The sequence below is a fragment of the Planktotalea sp. genome, from assembly GCF_018607965.1.
GTDB lineage: Bacteria > Pseudomonadota > Alphaproteobacteria > Rhodobacterales > Rhodobacteraceae > Planktotalea.
On record NZ_JABBAM010000149.1, the window covers coordinates 1 to 15,539 of the forward strand.

The 15,539-nt window shown below is 53.7% G+C and carries 12 protein-coding genes; 9 read left to right on the plus strand and 3 right to left on the minus strand.

The window, feature by feature from the left end; all coding sequences use genetic code 11:
- From QZ279_RS13160 to QZ279_RS13185, 6 genes are all read left to right on the plus strand, one after another.
- Positions 1 to 777, plus strand: a 777-nt coding sequence (locus QZ279_RS13160; protein ID WP_293451604.1) for an alpha-galactosidase, incomplete at its 5' end; no start/stop codon positions are given.
- A gap of 85 nt (positions 778 to 862) precedes the next feature.
- Positions 863 to 1,627, plus strand: a complete 765-nt coding sequence (locus QZ279_RS13165) for an SDR family oxidoreductase (protein WP_293451606.1) — start codon at positions 863 to 865, stop codon at positions 1,625 to 1,627.
- Complete coding sequence (locus QZ279_RS13170; RefSeq protein WP_293451609.1) at positions 1,624 to 2,529, plus strand: 2-dehydro-3-deoxygalactonokinase; 906 nt, start codon at positions 1,624 to 1,626, stop codon at positions 2,527 to 2,529. Before QZ279_RS13165 ends, QZ279_RS13170 begins: the two co-directional genes overlap by 4 nt.
- A 10-nt stretch (positions 2,530 to 2,539) precedes the next feature.
- On the plus strand, positions 2,540 to 3,145 hold the full coding sequence (locus tag QZ279_RS13175; RefSeq protein WP_293451611.1) for a 2-dehydro-3-deoxy-6-phosphogalactonate aldolase: 606 nt from the start codon (positions 2,540 to 2,542) through the stop codon (positions 3,143 to 3,145).
- Positions 3,142 to 3,975, plus strand: a complete 834-nt coding sequence (locus QZ279_RS13180; protein ID WP_293451613.1) for an SMP-30/gluconolactonase/LRE family protein — start codon at positions 3,142 to 3,144, stop codon at positions 3,973 to 3,975. Before QZ279_RS13175 ends, QZ279_RS13180 begins: the two co-directional genes overlap by 4 nt.
- Positions 3,972 to 5,861 carry a beta-galactosidase gene (locus QZ279_RS13185; RefSeq protein WP_293451615.1) on the plus strand — a complete coding sequence of 630 codons (1,890 nt, stop codon included), beginning with the start codon at positions 3,972 to 3,974 and terminating at the stop codon, positions 5,859 to 5,861. The genes QZ279_RS13180 and QZ279_RS13185 overlap by 4 nt, the downstream gene beginning before the upstream one ends.
- Before the next feature lie 86 nt (positions 5,862 to 5,947).
- Here QZ279_RS13185 and katG read toward each other — a convergent pair whose 3' ends face one another.
- Complete coding sequence (gene katG / locus QZ279_RS13190; protein WP_293451617.1) at positions 5,948 to 8,155, minus strand: catalase/peroxidase HPI; 2,208 nt, start codon at positions 8,153 to 8,155, stop codon at positions 5,948 to 5,950.
- A gap of 231 nt (positions 8,156 to 8,386) precedes the next feature.
- On the opposite strand from katG, the gene QZ279_RS13195 reads away from it, so the two are divergent.
- The 3 genes from QZ279_RS13195 to QZ279_RS13205 all read left to right on the plus strand — a co-directional run bounded on the left by QZ279_RS13195 (position 8,387) and on the right by QZ279_RS13205 (position 10,971).
- Positions 8,387 to 9,283 carry an MBL fold metallo-hydrolase gene (locus QZ279_RS13195; RefSeq protein ID WP_293451619.1) on the plus strand — a complete coding sequence of 299 codons (897 nt, stop codon included), beginning with the start codon at positions 8,387 to 8,389 and terminating at the stop codon, positions 9,281 to 9,283.
- A gap of 80 nt (positions 9,284 to 9,363) precedes the next feature.
- Positions 9,364 to 9,735 (plus strand): hypothetical protein, encoded by a 372-nt coding sequence (locus tag QZ279_RS13200; protein WP_366513969.1) that lies wholly within the window; start codon positions 9,364 to 9,366, stop codon positions 9,733 to 9,735.
- Between the two features lie 141 nt (positions 9,736 to 9,876).
- Complete coding sequence (locus QZ279_RS13205; RefSeq protein WP_293451627.1) at positions 9,877 to 10,971, plus strand: aminotransferase; 1,095 nt, start codon at positions 9,877 to 9,879, stop codon at positions 10,969 to 10,971.
- Positions 10,972 to 11,020: 49 nt separating this feature from the next.
- On the opposite strand, the gene QZ279_RS13210 is transcribed toward QZ279_RS13205, so the two are convergent.
- Both QZ279_RS13210 and QZ279_RS13215 read right to left on the minus strand, forming a co-directional pair.
- Positions 11,021 to 11,404 carry a DUF2322 family protein gene (locus tag QZ279_RS13210; protein WP_293451623.1) on the minus strand — a complete coding sequence of 128 codons (384 nt, stop codon included), beginning with the start codon at positions 11,402 to 11,404 and terminating at the stop codon, positions 11,021 to 11,023.
- 356 nt (positions 11,405 to 11,760) lie between these two features.
- Positions 11,761 to 15,435 (minus strand): vitamin B12-dependent ribonucleotide reductase, encoded by a 3,675-nt coding sequence (locus tag QZ279_RS13215; RefSeq protein WP_293451625.1) that lies wholly within the window; start codon positions 15,433 to 15,435, stop codon positions 11,761 to 11,763.
- Between the last annotated feature and the right edge of the window lie 104 nt (positions 15,436 to 15,539).

Consider the following 15,539-nt stretch of genomic DNA (forward strand, 5'->3'; position numbering starts at 1 on the left):
TACATCAAATGGGACCACAACCGCGTTCTGCCTGCACCCGACGCGGCACAAACACGTGGCTCTTATGCACTGATTGATCGCCTGCGCGCAGATTTTCCAATGGTCGAAATTGAAAGTTGCGCATCTGGTGGTGGTCGTATCGACTTTGGCATCCTGTCGCGCACCCAACGCGTTTGGCTGTCCGATAGTAATGACGCACTAGAGCGCCTGCGTATGCAGCACGACGCAGCCCTTTTCTTGCCGCTCAACGTAACAGGATCACATGTCGGCCCACGCCATTGCCACACATCTGGGCGCGTAATCGACATCTCCATGCGCGCATGGGTCGCCGCACAGCGTCACATGGGGTTCGAAATGGATCCGCGCGAACTGACACCGCACGAGGTAACGGTTCTCAAGGACGTTACGTCCTGGTGGAAAGCGAACCGCACATGGTTGGAACGCGCCGATATTCTGCGTTTAGACAGCGCAGACCCGGCAGTGATAGCAGAACAACAATTGGCTGAAGACGACACGCAATTCGTGGTTTTCGCTGGCAAAGCCGCCACCTCCACTCAAATCGCGCCGCGCCCTTTGCGCCTCACGCGGCTTGATGCAAGTGCCCAATACGAAATCCGCACCCTCAATCGCATCACAGCTCCAGCATTGTCTCGCGGCATACCCATCCTGAAAGGCCAGACAATCAAAGTGTCCGGCAACTACCTCATGCATCAAGGCCTTACTTTGCCGTGGACCTTCCCGGATACGATGTGGGTCATCGAAGGGCGTAAACTCTGATGTTTCCTCTCTCCCTAAATATCCCCGCCGGAGGCCTCGATTTTTCTAGAAAAATCGCAACCCCGCACCCCAAGGAGCGCACCCAATGACCGCACAGTTTTCAGAACTCAAAGACGCATCTGTCTATATCACAGGCGGCGGCAACGGAATTGGCGCAGCCATCACCGAGGGCTTCCTTGCGCAAGGCGCGAAAGTCGCTTTCGTTGGCCGCTCAGATGCAACAGAATTTTGCGATGCGATGGAAGCCAAACACGGAAATCGCCCGCACTTCATGCAATGCGATATCACCGATGTGACCCGCCTTAAAGCGACACTGGACGAAGCCGCTGGTGAACACGGTCCTATCACGACCCTTATAAACAATGCAGCCAACGACAAACGCCACAGCGTCGACGACATCACCGAAGATTTCTACACGTGGATGATGGATATCAACTTCAAAGCCTATGTTTTTGCCTGCCAACACACAGCACCCATGATGGCTGCTGCGGGTGGTGGATCTATCATCAACTTTACCTCTATCTCATACATGATGGGCAATGCAGGTTACCCGCTCTACACCGCCGCCAATTCCGCAATCAATGGGCTTACGCGCAGCTTAGCACGCGAATTCGGTCCTGAAAAAATCCGCGTCAACGCGCTCGCTCCCGGTTGGGTTCTGACACAAAAGCAAAAGGACATGTGGGTGACAGAAGACGGTCTTGCAGCCCACTTGGAACGCCAATGCCTTAAGGACCCGCTCGCGCCCGCAGATATCGTTGGTGGCACACTGTTTCTTGCGTCAAACCTCAGCCGCGCAATGACAGGCCAGTCGCTTGTGATTGATGGCGGTGTGGTGGTGACGGGATGACGCTTGCGCACGCCATAAGACCGGATTGGATTGCCGTCGATTGGGGCACGTCCAACCTGCGTGCCTTTGCCATGACCGAAGACGGTAGCACGCTTGCTGAAGCGTCATCAGACAAAGGTATGTCATCCCTGAAACCCGATGAATTTGAACCCGCTTTGCGCGCACTACTTCAGGATTGGGAAACGCCAAGCACTTGTACAGTGATCGCCTGTGGCATGGTTGGATCGCGCCAAGGCTGGCTAGAGGCCCCCTACCGCGCAACGCCCTGTATGGCCCAAACTGATAGACCGATTCCTGTGCAAAATTGCGGCGATGATCTAAAGGTCTGGCTCATTCCGGGCATCAAGCAGAACGATCCTGCTGATGTAATGCGCGGCGAAGAAACCCAGATCGCAGGATTCCTTTCGCTGAACCCCGAATGGGACGGCGTGATTTGCCTACCCGGGACCCACTCCAAATGGGTCCACGTCAGCGCGGGTGAAATTGTTAGCTTTCGCACCTTCATGACTGGTGAATTGTTCGACGTGATCTCCAAAGGCACCGTACTGCGCCACTCGCTTGGAGGCACCGACATGGACCAAAAAGCGTTTGATGAAGCCGCATCTGAAACGCTCTCCAGACCAGAAAAATTCTCTGCCAACCTCTTTTCCCTGCGCGCAGCAGACCTTTTGAAGGGTCAATCCCCAGCAATTGCACGCGCAAAACTATCTGGTGCTCTGATCGGGATGGAACTGGCTGCCGCAAAATCCTATTGGCTTGGCCAGCGCGTCGCAGTAATTGGGACCAATGATTTAAGTGATCTTTACGAACGCGCCCTAAACCAACAGTCTGTTACAGTAGAACGCTACGACACAGCCGCCGTAACACGTGCAGGTCTTTGTACTGCATACGCCGCTATTTGAAGGAAAGTTAATGAGCCGTCCCTTAATCGCAATTTTGCGAGGCGTCACGCCATTAGAAGTCAGTGCCATCACGGGCGAACTTATCGAAGCCGGCATAACCCGTATCGAAGTTCCGATGAATTCACCCTCTGCATTGAGATCGATTGAAATATTGGCGAAAGCCTACAGTGACGTCGCACAGATCGGCGCAGGCACTGTTTTGAGCGTTGAAACAGTCATTGATGTCGCCAAAGCTGGGGGCAAACTGATCGTTTCTCCGAACACTGACACGAACGTTATTGCAGCAACCAAGCTTGCTGGATTGGACAGTTACCCCGGCGTGATGACCCCAACCGAATGCTTTGCCGCTTTGGGCGCAGGCGCGGACGGCCTCAAAATTTTTCCTGCATCCTTGCTTGGAACCCACGGTCTAAAAGCGATCCGTGCAGTGCTTCCTACCGGGACGCAGGTCTACGCCGTTGGTGGGGCCGATCACACAAATTTCGCCGAATGGATGAACGCAAGCGCGGATGGCTTTGGCATTGGCTCTGCCCTCTATAAGCCCGGCTTCACTGCAGGTGACGTCAGCACCCGCGCAAAAGCCATGGTTGAGGCCTTCGATCGAGCCAAGGGATGATCTTTGACGAGCGCGCATGTGGGCTGGGCGAAGGCCCGCTGTGGCATCCTTTGCGAGGTGAATTTTTTTGGTTCGATATCAACGCCCGCACGTTACATTCAAAGGCCAAGAGCTGGGCGTTTGATCTAAGCGTATCTGCCGAAGGCTGGATTGACGAAAACACGTTGCTGATCGCTTCTGAAATCGGCTTGCATCGGTTCGATATACCATCAGGCGTTCTAGATGACACATTTGTTCACATCGAAACAGATAACCCAACGACCCGCTCCAATGATGGGCGCGCTGATCCTTGGGGTGGCTTTTGGATCGGCACTATGGGCTTTCAGGCCCAGACAAATGCCGGTGCAATCTATCGATATTACAAGGGCGAATTGCGCAAGCTAGTGAGCGATGTGACAATTTCCAATGCGATCTGCTTCACGCCAGATCGTGGTTTTGCGCACTATACTGATACGGTTACCAAACAAATCATGCGTGTTTCACTTGATCCTGCAACAGGCTGGCCTGAGGGGGACGCTAAAGTCTGGCTTGATCTGAACGATGCCAATCTTTCGCCTGACGGGGCCGTGGTTGATGCCGGTGGCACACTCTGGGTTGCCCTGTGGGGCGCGGGCTGTGTGAATGGCTATGCGGCTGACGGGACATTGATCGCAAGCCACAAAGTCGATGGTCTGCACTCCACCTGCCCCGCATTTGGCGGCGATGGTCTCAATGATATGTTCATTACATCGGCGACTGACGGCATCGCTGGTGAGCTAAACAACAATGGCAAGACTTTCCGCCTGCCCAATATCGGCAAGGGCCAACAAGAACATCAGGTAATTCTATGAAACGTGCGTTAGGCGTCTGCTACTACCCCGAACATTGGCCCGAGGATCGCTGGGCAATTGACGCCGCACAGATGGTGGAGACAGGTCTAACGTGGGTCCGCATCGGCGAATTCGCGTGGTCGCGCCTGGAACCCTCAGAAGGTGATTTTCAGCTCGACTGGCTCGCACGCGCAATCGACGTTTTGGGGGCTGCAGGATTACAAGTCATCCTAGGAACACCGACTGCCACGCCACCACATTGGGTCTTGGAAAAGCACCCAGATATGCTGGCCGTTGACGCAGAAGGGCGTGCGCGCGGTTTTGGATCGCGGCGTCATTACTGTTTCTCCCACGAAGGATTTTATCAAGAATCCCGCCGCATCACGCGAATTCTGGCAGAACGGTTTGGCAAGAACCCCTATGTGGTTGCGTGGCAAACTGATAATGAATATGGCTGCCACGAAACCACCGTTAGCTACTCAAATGCTGCTCGAACCGCTTTCCAAGATTGGTGCGCACAGCGGTATCAAAGTACGGATGCGCTGAACCGCGCTTGGGGCAATATCTTTTGGTCAATGGAGTACGATCGCTTCGACCAGATCGGCCTTCCCAACCTAACGGTTACAGAACCAAACCCAGCGCATGTTCTTGCGTTCAGGCGCTTTTCTTCCGATCAAGTCGTGCGTTTCAATCGTGGTCAAACAGAAATCCTACGTCAGCACACTAACGCCCCGCTGATCCACAACTACATGGGCCGCGTCACCGATTTTGATCACTACGACGTTGGCGCAGACCTCGATATTGCCTCTTGGGACAGCTATCCCATCGGCTTTCTCTCTGACCGCCTTGAGGGCACGCCAGAGCACAAAGCCCACTACCTACGCCAAGGCGACCCTGACATGCAGGCGTTTCATCATGATCTTTACCGCACTGTTGGCAAGAACCGCTGGTGGGTGATGGAACAACAACCCGGTCCTGTGAATTGGGCCCCGTATAACCCTGCCCCTTTGCCTGGTATGGCTAGGCTTTGGGCATGGGAAGCCTTCGCGCATGGCGCAGAAGCGGTTTTGTATTTCCGCTGGCGCCAGGCTCCCTTTGCACAAGAACAAATGCACGCAGGGCTATTGCGCCCCGATGCAGAATCCGCCCCCGCACTGACGGAAGTACGCCAAGTCGCGACCGAACTGGCCACCATGCCTGAGGTCGGGACCACCAAAGCCCGCGTCGCGCTGATCTTCGATTACGTGTCATGTTGGGCGTGGGAAGCCCAACCCCAAGGTGCAGACTTCGACATGTTCCGCCTCGCGTTTGAAACCTACCGCGCCGCGCGTCGTCTTGGCCTGTCTTTGGATATAATTGCACCCCACGCATACCTACGCGGTTACGATCTTGTCCTCGCACCCGGCCTTTTGGAAACACCCGAGACGCTTCAAAATTTCAAAGGCATGGCCTTGATCGGCCCTCGCACAGGTTCAAAAACGGCTGAACTTTGCATTCCCTTGCCAATGGGGCCAAATATCAAAGACCTTAATTGCACTGTATCACGGGTTGAAAGCATCCCACCGACCACGCGCATCGCACTGGAAAATGGTGGCACGTTCTTGCATTGGTTCGAAGAGTTGGACGGTACTGCCGACATCACGTTGCGCACGAAAGATGGGAAGCCAGCGATCATGCACACAGATGGATTGCACTACATCGCAGGTTGGCCAGAGGCCGATACCTATGTCGAAATTCTAGAGGGTCTGGCGACGACCGCAGGCATCCCCACACAACGTTTGCCAGATGGTCTACGCGTCAGAGACAGTGAAACCCATCGCTTTTGGTTCAACTACAACCCCAGTGAAATCACATATCAAGGCAAGACACTCAAAGCCGCAGACCTTCTCATCGAAGATCTGGCCTAAACCTCTTCACCTTTTAAAAATATCCTAGGGGGTCAGGGGGACTAGTCCCCCTGACGGTCGGACCGGCAAAGCCGGTCCGAAACTAATCATGCCAAATCGAAACGATCTGCGTTCATAACTTTGGTCCATGCCGCAACGAAGTCAGCAACAAACTTGCCACCCGCATCCGCGCTTGCATACACTTCCGCAACCGCACGCATTTCAGAGTTAGATCCGAATACAAGATCAACGCGTGTACCCGTCCACTTCTTTGCTCCCGTCTTGCGATCCTTGCCTTCGAACAAATCTTCATCCGCAGACAGGGGCGTCCAAACCGTGCTCATGTCCAACAGGTTAACGAAGAAATCATTCGTCAACTGACCCTTGCGCGCTGTCAGTACACCGTGATCAGAACCGTCAAAGTTAGCCCCCATTGCACGCATACCACCTACAAGCACAGTCATTTCTGGCGCTGTCAGCGTCAAAAGCTGCGCCTTGTCGAGCAACAATTCCTCTGCAGACATCGTGAAACGCTTTTTGGCGTAGTTACGGAAACCGTCTGCCTGCGGCTCCAGTACGTCTTGCTGTTCGATATCTGTTTGCTCGGCACTCGCGTCCATGCGGCCCGCAGTAAAGGGTACCTCAACAGACTGTCCAGCATCGCTTGCGGCCTTTTCAACACCGACACATCCCGCAAGCACAATCAGGTCAGCCAAAGATACTTTCTTGTCACCCTTGCCATTGAATGCAGACTGGATGCCGTCCAACGCACTCAAAACCTTGCCAAGTTGCGCTGGATTGTTTGCGTCCCAATCCTTCATCGGTGCCAAACGCACACGTGCCCCATTGGCGCCCCCACGCTTGTCAGAGCCACGGTATGTGGAGGCGGATGACCACGCTGCCAAAACCAACTCTTGAACAGACAGGCCAGCAGCCGCGATGTCAGCTTTCAACGTAACCACGTCAGATGCATCGACTAAAGGATGATCAACCGCAGGAATCGGATCCTGCCAAGTCAGCTCTTCAGATGGAACCAAAGACCCCAGATAGAGCGACCGTGGACCCATGTCGCGGTGGGTCAACTTGAACCAAGCGCGCGCGAATGCATCCGCGAACTTATCTGGGTTGGCATGGAAGCGGCGCGAGATTTCGCCGTAGGCTGGGTCCATACGCATCGCCATGTCAGCGGTCGTCATCATGATCGGAACGCGTTTGCCAGACCCATCGACTTCAGGGGCATGGTTTTCTTCAGACAGGTCCTTGGCGTGCCAGATTTGTGCGCCCGCTGGGGACTTCGTCAGCGCCCACTCATACCCAAGCAACACATCGAAATAGCCCATGTCCCACTGGATCGGGTTAGGCGTCCATGCGCCCTCGATGCCAGAGGATGTCGTGTGAACGCCAACACCGCTTTCAAAGCCGTTGGTCCAACCAAGGCCCTGTTGATGAATGGGTGCGGCCTCAGGCTCTGCCCCGACCAACCCAGCATCACCCGCACCGTGGGCTTTGCCGAATGTGTGACCACCCGCAACCAGCGCAACTGTTTCTTCGTCGTTCATGCCCATACGGCCAAACGTATCGCGAATGTCATATGCCGACGAAAGCGGATCAGGATTGCCATCGGGACCTTCTGGATTCACGTAGATCAGGCCCATTTGCACAGCAGCCAGTGGATCTTCTAGATCACGCTCGCCTGTGTAGCGCGTGTTCTCGCCACCACTTTCTTCAAGCCAGATTTCTTCCGCACCCCAATAGATGTCTTGCTCAGGCTCCCATGTGTCTGCGCGACCGCCCGCGAAACCGAACGTATCAAGGCCCATAGATTCAATCGCTGCGTTGCCCGCAAGGATCATCAGGTCAGCCCATGATAGCTTGGCGCCGTATTTTTGCTTGATTGGCCAAAGCAAACGACGCGCTTTGTCTAGACTGACGTTATCTGGCCAGCTGTTCAAAGGCGCAAAACGTTGAGAGCCGGACGTCGCACCGCCACGCCCGTCACCTGTGCGATACGTACCTGCACTGTGCCACGCCATGCGGATAAAAAACGGACCGTAGTGACCGTAGTCTGCGGGCCACCACTCCTGGCTATCTGTCATCAACGCATAAAGATCAGCACGAACCGCTTCTAAGTCGAGAGATTTGAACGCTTCGGCATAGTCGAAGTCTGCGCCCATTGGATCGGAGAGGTTGGATTTCTGGCTAAGGATGCGCAGGTTCAACTGCTCAGGCCACCAATCGCTGTTCGAGCGTGTGTTTGATACTGCTGCGTGCATGACAGGGCATTTGCCAGTCGCGTTAACGTTATTTCCGTCCATGTCGGGTCTCCCAGATTTACTATTCTTGTTTGATCAAGACGCGTATCTCGCCATCGATCACTGATTCCTGTACAGTTTATCAGACCACCGCCAGGGATACATTTGCAATTCTTAGAAACGTTCTAAAAAGTTGCGCGGCGCGGTCTGGTGCTGGATCTGAATATAGGCGGGGCCTTGCATTTTCCCAGCTCTGCGATCACATTCGTAAAAACGAATATAGGAATGCGGATCATGATCACACGTCGCACAGTTTTGACCCATAGCGCAGCATTGCTTGCCCTGCCCAAACTGGCCTTGGCCGATATCACGCTTGGCCGAGCAACACTGACCACAGTCAGCGATGGCAACCTGACCCTGCCTGGCGATTTCGTGACTGCAAACCTACCTGCCGAAGCGGTCGAGATCATGAAAGGCTATGGCCTTTCAACCGAACAGTTCACGCCCGAATGCAACATCACGCTTTATCGTGACGGCACGAACACGGTGCTCTTCGACGTCGGCTCTGGTCCTGACTTCATGCCAGACGCGGGCAGTTTGACCGACAACCTTGATGCGGCCGGTGTTGGAATTGACGAGGTTACGCATGTGGTCTTCACCCACGCCCACCCCGATCATATCTGGGGTTTGCTGGACGATTTTGATGATTTAGTTTTCCCCGATGCATCTTATCACATGGGACGCGCAGAGTGGGATTACTGGTGGAACCCCGAAACAGTGAACACCATTGACGAAGCACGCGCGACCTTTGCGGTTGGTGCCAAGCGTCGTCTGGAACGCCTTGAAGATCAGATTAATTTCTTTGATGCAGGCGACGAGGTTCTAACGGGCATCAACGCAATCGCCGCTTACGGACATACCCCCGGTCACATGGCGTTCGAAGTGCGCAACGGCTCTGAAAGTGCGATGGTCGTGGGCGATACGATTGGAAATCATCATGTAGCCTTGCATCATCCTGAATGGCAAAGCGGATCAGATCAGGACGGTGAAACAGGTGTCGCATCACGCAAAATGCTGCTGGATCGAATTTCATCCGAACAAATGCCTGTCATCGGCTTTCACTTGCCAAATGGCGGGCTAGGACGGATCGAGGCAAAAGAGGGTTCTTATCGTTTCGCATCCGTGAGCTAAATAAGCGGAATGCTAACGCATACTAAGGGATGAACCTCACACGCGTGAAAATACGACGCGACCTTCGAAAAAAATTTACGATGCGCTTGAAGGAAGTCGCCGGTAGATCTGGCGTTGCACACTTGGCCGCAGATGCCCCGATCCCAGAGTGGTCGGATCGCCCCAGATTTTGCTCAATCGTGCGCGCCGATGACGAACTGACACTCATTTTCCGCGAAGACCGCATCTCCGATACTGTGCCTTCACAGCTTGGGTGGTCCTGTTTTCGCGGCATTGGGCCAGTTCCATTCGACGCGGCTGGCATTCTCGCCGCGCTCATTTCGCCAATTTCAGGTGCTGGGTTAGGTGCCTTCGTGCTTTGCACATTCGAAGGTGAACACATTATGTACCCTGATGTGCCCTGCCGAGACATTCCAAAGCGTAAAAGCAATCTTGGAAAAAGACGGGCATGAATTCGTTTTGAGTTGATCCGACCTCGCAAACCAATTGTGTATGAAACAGAATTAGTTTCCTTATAGATTTGGCCCACGGCCAAGCCGATTGCGCCCAGAAAAAGAAAGTCCAACATGCAAATCTAACCCTTTGGTGTAGAAATCTGGATGAACGAGTGGGAAACCAAGTGTGACTGGAACTTGGCGGAAACCTGTGTCGAAAGCCTGACCATTGCCGAACTATTGGCTTTGATTGGCAAAAACGACACGGACCTCTCGGCGCTTTTATCTATGAAAATGACCTACGGCGACACTAAAGGGTCCATGCGCCTGCGCCGTGCGATTTGCGCGCTATATGACACGCAGACCCCTGAGAATGTGATCGTTACCCACGGTACGATTGGGGCTAACATGCTGGTCCATAAAACTTTGGTATCTGCAGGTGATCACGTCGTGGCGGTTGTGCCGACATATCAACAACATTACTCCATCCCTGCCAGTATCGGCGCTGATGTCCATCCGCTGCACCAGCGTCCAGAAAACGGGTTCTTACCTGATCTTAATGAACTACGTGCGCTGGTCACGCCCGCCACCAAATTGATTGCTATCAACAACCCAAACAATCTGACGGGGTCTTTAATGGACCGCGCAGTGCTGGAGCAAATCGCAGTGATTGCCCGAAACGTCGACGCATGGATCCTGTGTGACGAAGTTTACCGTGGTACAGATCAAACTGGCACGGGCATGACCGTTTCCATTGCGGATATTTACGAAAAAGGGATCAGTACGGCCAGCATGTCCAAAGCCTATGCGCTAGCAGGTTTGCGCCTTGGCTGGATCGCTGGCCCCCATGAATTGATCGAGGACGTTGCGATCCACCGTGATTACGACACTATTTCTGTTGGCATGATCAATGATCACTTTGCAGCGCTCGCACTTGAAAATTACGACAAAGTCTTGGCCCGCAGCCATGCAATCACGCGTGGAAGCTTGGCGCTCTTATCCGATTGGGTTGCCGATCAATCGTTGATCTCATGGGTAAAGCCAAATTCAGGGACAACAGCGTTGTTGAAGTTCGCCTTGCCGATGACGTCCCGTGAACTCTGCGTCGATCTTTTGAAAGAAACAGGGGTCATGTTCACCCCCGGTTCCGCGCTAAATATGGAAGGCTACGTGCGCATTGGTTACGCGAACAACCCCATAATTTTGCAAGAAGGCTTAAAGCGGGTTGGCGTGTACCTCAAAAAATTCGGCTGAATGCAAGTTTGATCAAACGTCTTGAGCGGAAACCCTGTGTTGCGTCGTTTTAAGCTTCAAAAAGCCGGATGTGCAACGGATCACTGCCACCAACAATTGCCAGTAAATGATCGATATTTGGATGTGCACCTGGGCGGTTCTTCGCGTCCGCAGTATGTTCTGCAAAAACAGCAAGGCCATGCGCTGCAGCGTCCGCATCGATGATCTCAAAAGTCTCTGCAAGATATCGATAGACCACCAGCGACCCTTGCTTGCCCGGTTGGTTTTCAATGCTTGCAACAACGATGCCTGATGCGTCGATGATATCTATGCGAGCAAGACCATCAACGGGCGGTAAAAGTTGCAAATTTCCTTTGAATGACGTGGTTGGTTGGATCATATCGATACCCTTCATTGGCAGAACATTTACGAAAGCAGATAACAGCTTTTTCACACCGTCACCATGCTCCAGCTGTACTTAGCCTGTAGCCGAAAGCGGCCTAGATAGCGCAAGTCGGGACAATCGTAGAACACATATATACTGAGCGCACTATCGCGTCACATCTGAAGCCCGAACACAAAAATGGGGAGCCGCAAGGGCTCCCCAAGGTTCGCAAATTCAAGCTCATCATTATCACCGCTCGGAATATTTTTTGCCTGCGGCCTGATTTGCGTCAGAGGCCCCCCGAAAGGGCTCCGTGATCCACTGAAACAATTGTTTCAGTGGTGTGGTGTGACAAAGTCACTCTACCCAATAGCCACCCCGTCTAAAAACTGGGAACCTCGTTGGAGACACCCAGCACGTTTACTTTAGCTACAGCCGGACGTCCCGCCGCAGGTGTTGCACTTCATGCAGGTGCCGTTGCGCACCAGCGTGTAGTTGCCGCATTCGCCGCACGCTTCGCCTTCGTATCCCTGCATTTTGGCCTTGGTGCGATTGTCCATTGTCATCACCCCTGCACTGACAGCAGTCGCGCTGCCCGCCATTGGCGCAGCTGTGGTCACAGCTGGAACAAGCGTCTGCAAAACCGCGACAGGATCGGATGTGCCGCTCAGCGCGACTGCGCCCGCTTGGCCACCCTGCAAGACGATCAATTCTTGTGGCAAACGCTTGCGCAAGTAGCCGGTAGAGCTGATCTGCTTGAGCACCTCCAAAGAGTTGTTCGCCGCTGTGTCGCTAAGTTCGGACACGTTGCTGACGCCTTCATCCTGCCCACGGCCAAGATCGTCGAACGACGCACCTGTTGGTTTGATGTGCGCGAGGTCTGTACGATCGAGATAAGACACCGCCAATTCGCGGAAGATATAGTCTAGGATCGACGTTGCATTCTTGATGCTGTCGTTGCCTTGGACCATGCCTGCTGGCTCAAACTTGGTGAATGTGAAGGCATCAACGAACTCTTCCAGTGGCACGCCGTACTGAAGGCCCACGGACACTGCAATCGCGAAGTTGTTCATCATGGCGCGGAAACCCGCACCCTCTTTGTGCATGTCGATGAAGATTTCACCAAGCTGACCATCTTCATATTCGCCTGTGCGCAAGTACACCTTGTGACCGCCAACGACAGCTTTCTGTGTGTAGCCCTTACGACGCTCAGGCATCTTTTCGCGGTGCGATTTGACGATCTCTTTGACGATCACCTTTTCGATGATCTTCTCTGCTATAACAGCCGCTTTTTCGGTGATGTTGCCGCTTTCCAAGATATCCATTGCTTCGTCGTCGTCTTCCACCAAAGCCGCCGCGAGAGGTTGGCTAAGCTTGGATCCATCGCGATAAAGCGCATTGGCTTTGACACCCAAGGACCAGCTCAGCTCATAGGCTTTCTGGCAGTCCTCGATTGTTGCATCGTTCGGCATGTTGATCGTCTTGGAAATCGCGCCAGAGATGAACGATTGCGCTGCGGCCATCATGTAGATGTGGCTGTCGACGGACAAGAAACGCTTGCCCTTCTTGCCGCATGGGTTGGCGCAATCAAAAATCTTGAGGTGCCCTTCTTTGAGATAAGGCGCGCCTTCCAACGTCATCGTTCCACAGACGTGGTCGTTCGCTGCGTCGATGTCCGCTTTAGAATAGCCCAAGTGCTTAAGTAGATCGAATGTTGGATCGTTCAGCTTTGCCTTGGGGATACCAAGGATCGCTGTGCAGAACTCTTCGCCCAACGTCCATTGGTTGAACACAAAGCGAATGTCGAAGGCCGCTGCAAGCGCACCGTCAATCTTTGCCAATTCATTCGCCCCAAAACCGTGACCAATAAGGGACGTGTGGTTGATGCCCGGGGCATTGCCGATGGATGCGTGACCAACTGCGTAGCTGACGATCTCTTCAATCTGGGCAGAGCCATACCCAAGGTTCTCAAGCGCCGCTGGAACAGATTGGTTGATGATCTTGAAATAACCACCGCCCGCGAGTTTCTTGAACTTCACCAATGCGAAGTCAGGCTCGATCCCTGTTGTGTCGCAATCCATGACCAAGCCAATTGTGCCTGTCGGTGCAATCACAGACACCTGCGCGTTGCGGTAGCCGTGCTTTTCACCCAGCGCCAGCGCGTTGTCCCATGAAGTCATCGCAAGCTTAGTCAGATCTTGATCAGGACAGTTCACCAAATCAAGGGCGACTGGCTTGATGTCCAACGTCTCATAGCCATCCGTCGCGCCATATGCGGCGTTGCGGTGGTTGCGCATGACACGCAGCATGTGATCGGCATTCTTCTTGTAACCCGCGAAGGCACCCAGCTCGCTCGCCATCTCGGCGGAGGTCGCATAAGATACACCCGTCATGACAGCCGTCAAAGCACCACAAAGCGCGCGGCCTTCGTCACTGTCGTAAGAGTGACCCATGTTCATCAGCAATCCACCGATGTTGGCATAGCCAAGACCCAAGGTGCGGAAGTCATAAGAACGCTGCGCAATCTCTTTGGACGGGAACTGCGCCATCATCACGGATATTTCCAGCGTCACCGTCCAAAGGCGTGTGGCGTGGATGTACTCGTCCGCTTGGAATTTACTGTCCTTGTAGAACTTGAGCAAATTCATGGACGCGAGGTTACACGCCGTATCGTCCAGGAACATATACTCAGAGCACGGGTTGGATCCGCGAATTTCGCCGTCCTCGGGGCATGTGTGCCATGCGTTGACCGTGTCGTGGTACTGGATGCCGGGATCCGCGCAGGCCCAAGCGGCGTGGCCGATGTCTTCCCAAAGGTCGCGTGCTTTGATGGTCTTGGCAACTGTGCCGTCCGTGCGGCGGATCAATTCCCAATCGCCGTCGTTTTCAACTGCTTTCAGGAAGCTGTCCGTGACACGCACAGAGTTGTTGGAGTTTTGACCAGAGACAGACGCGTACGCCTCTGAATCCCAATCCGTGTCATATGCCGGGAACTCAATAGATGAATAGCCCTGCTTTGCGTAATCCAGAACCCGCTTAACATAAGTCTCTGGGATCGCCGTCTTCTTGGCACCGCGGATCGCGTCCTTCAGTTGGACGTTCTTCTTTGGATCAACTGAGTCTTCGGATGACCCATCCCAAGCGCGGATCGCTTTGAAAATTTCGTTCAGGTGCATTTCGTGCATTTTGGAGCCAGCAACGATGCTCGCAACTTTCTGCTCCTCCTTCACCTTCCAATTGATGAACTCCTGAATGTCAGGGTGGTCCGCATCACAGATCACCATCTTAGCCGCACGGCGCGTTGTGCCACCAGATTTGATCGCGCCCGCTGCACGGTCACCGATCTTGAGGAAACCCATAAGACCAGAAGAATTACCGCCACCAGAAAGCTGCTCGCCACTTGCACGCAAGGAAGAGAAGTTCGTGCCTGTGCCAGAGCCATATTTGAACAAACGTGCTTCACGGACCCAAAGATCCATGATGCCGCCGTCGCCAACCAGATCGTCTGACACGGACTGAATGAAGCAAGCGTGTGGTTGTGGGTGCTCATAAGACGATTTGGACTTGGTCAGAACGCCTGTCTCATAGTCGACATAGTGGTGGCCCTGCGCAGGACCATCGATGCCATAAGCCCAGTGCAGACCCGTGTTGAACCACTGTGGAGAATTGGGAGCGGCTCGCTGTGTCGCCAGCATGAAGCGCATTTCGTCAAAATATGTCTGCGCATCTGCTTCAGTGGTAAAGTAACCACCTTTCCAACCCCAGTAAGTCCACGCACCAGCTAGGCGATCAAAGACTTGCTTGGAGGATGTTTCGCCAGAAAACCCATCGTTGTCCTTGGCTGGCTCGGACCGCCATAGAAACTCGGGGATGCCCTTTTCTTTCACACGAGCCGTCTTGTTGGGAACGCCCGCTTTGCGGAAATACTTCTGGGCGATCACATCAGATGCGACCTGCGACCAGCTGTCTGGTACTTCAACATTGTCTAGTTTGAAAACGATAGAGCCGTCTGGGTTACGAATCTCTGACGCTGTGTGGATAAAATCGAGCGATTTGTACGCGTCTTCGCCTGATTTAGTGAAATGTCTGTTTAATTTCATGGTCCGAGCCTTCCCAAAATACTCTAAACTTCATTGCCTGCGCCTGCGCGCCTCTTGCGGGGACAATGGATCAAGCTTCACAAATTGGGCGAAACAAACGCCGA

Excerpts from the sequence above, each read along its gene's own strand:
- QZ279_RS13215 (WP_293451625.1), bottom strand. The coding sequence starts at position 15,435 with ATGAAATTAAACAGACATTTCACTAAATCAGGCGAAGACGCGTACAAA.
- QZ279_RS13185 (WP_293451615.1), top strand. The coding sequence starts at position 3,972 with ATGAAACGTGCGTTAGGCGTCTGCTACTACCCCGAACATTGGCCCGAG.
- QZ279_RS13165 (WP_293451606.1), top strand. The coding sequence starts at position 863 with ATGACCGCACAGTTTTCAGAACTCAAAGACGCATCTGTCTATATCACA.
- QZ279_RS13195 (WP_293451619.1), top strand. The coding sequence starts at position 8,387 with ATGATCACACGTCGCACAGTTTTGACCCATAGCGCAGCATTGCTTGCC.
- QZ279_RS13180 (WP_293451613.1), top strand. The coding sequence starts at position 3,142 with ATGATCTTTGACGAGCGCGCATGTGGGCTGGGCGAAGGCCCGCTGTGG.
- QZ279_RS13175 (WP_293451611.1), top strand. The coding sequence starts at position 2,540 with ATGAGCCGTCCCTTAATCGCAATTTTGCGAGGCGTCACGCCATTAGAA.
- katG (WP_293451617.1), bottom strand. The coding sequence starts at position 8,155 with ATGGACGGAAATAACGTTAACGCGACTGGCAAATGCCCTGTCATGCAC.
- QZ279_RS13170 (WP_293451609.1), top strand. The coding sequence starts at position 1,624 with ATGACGCTTGCGCACGCCATAAGACCGGATTGGATTGCCGTCGATTGG.
- QZ279_RS13200 (WP_366513969.1), top strand. The coding sequence starts at position 9,364 with ATGCGCTTGAAGGAAGTCGCCGGTAGATCTGGCGTTGCACACTTGGCC.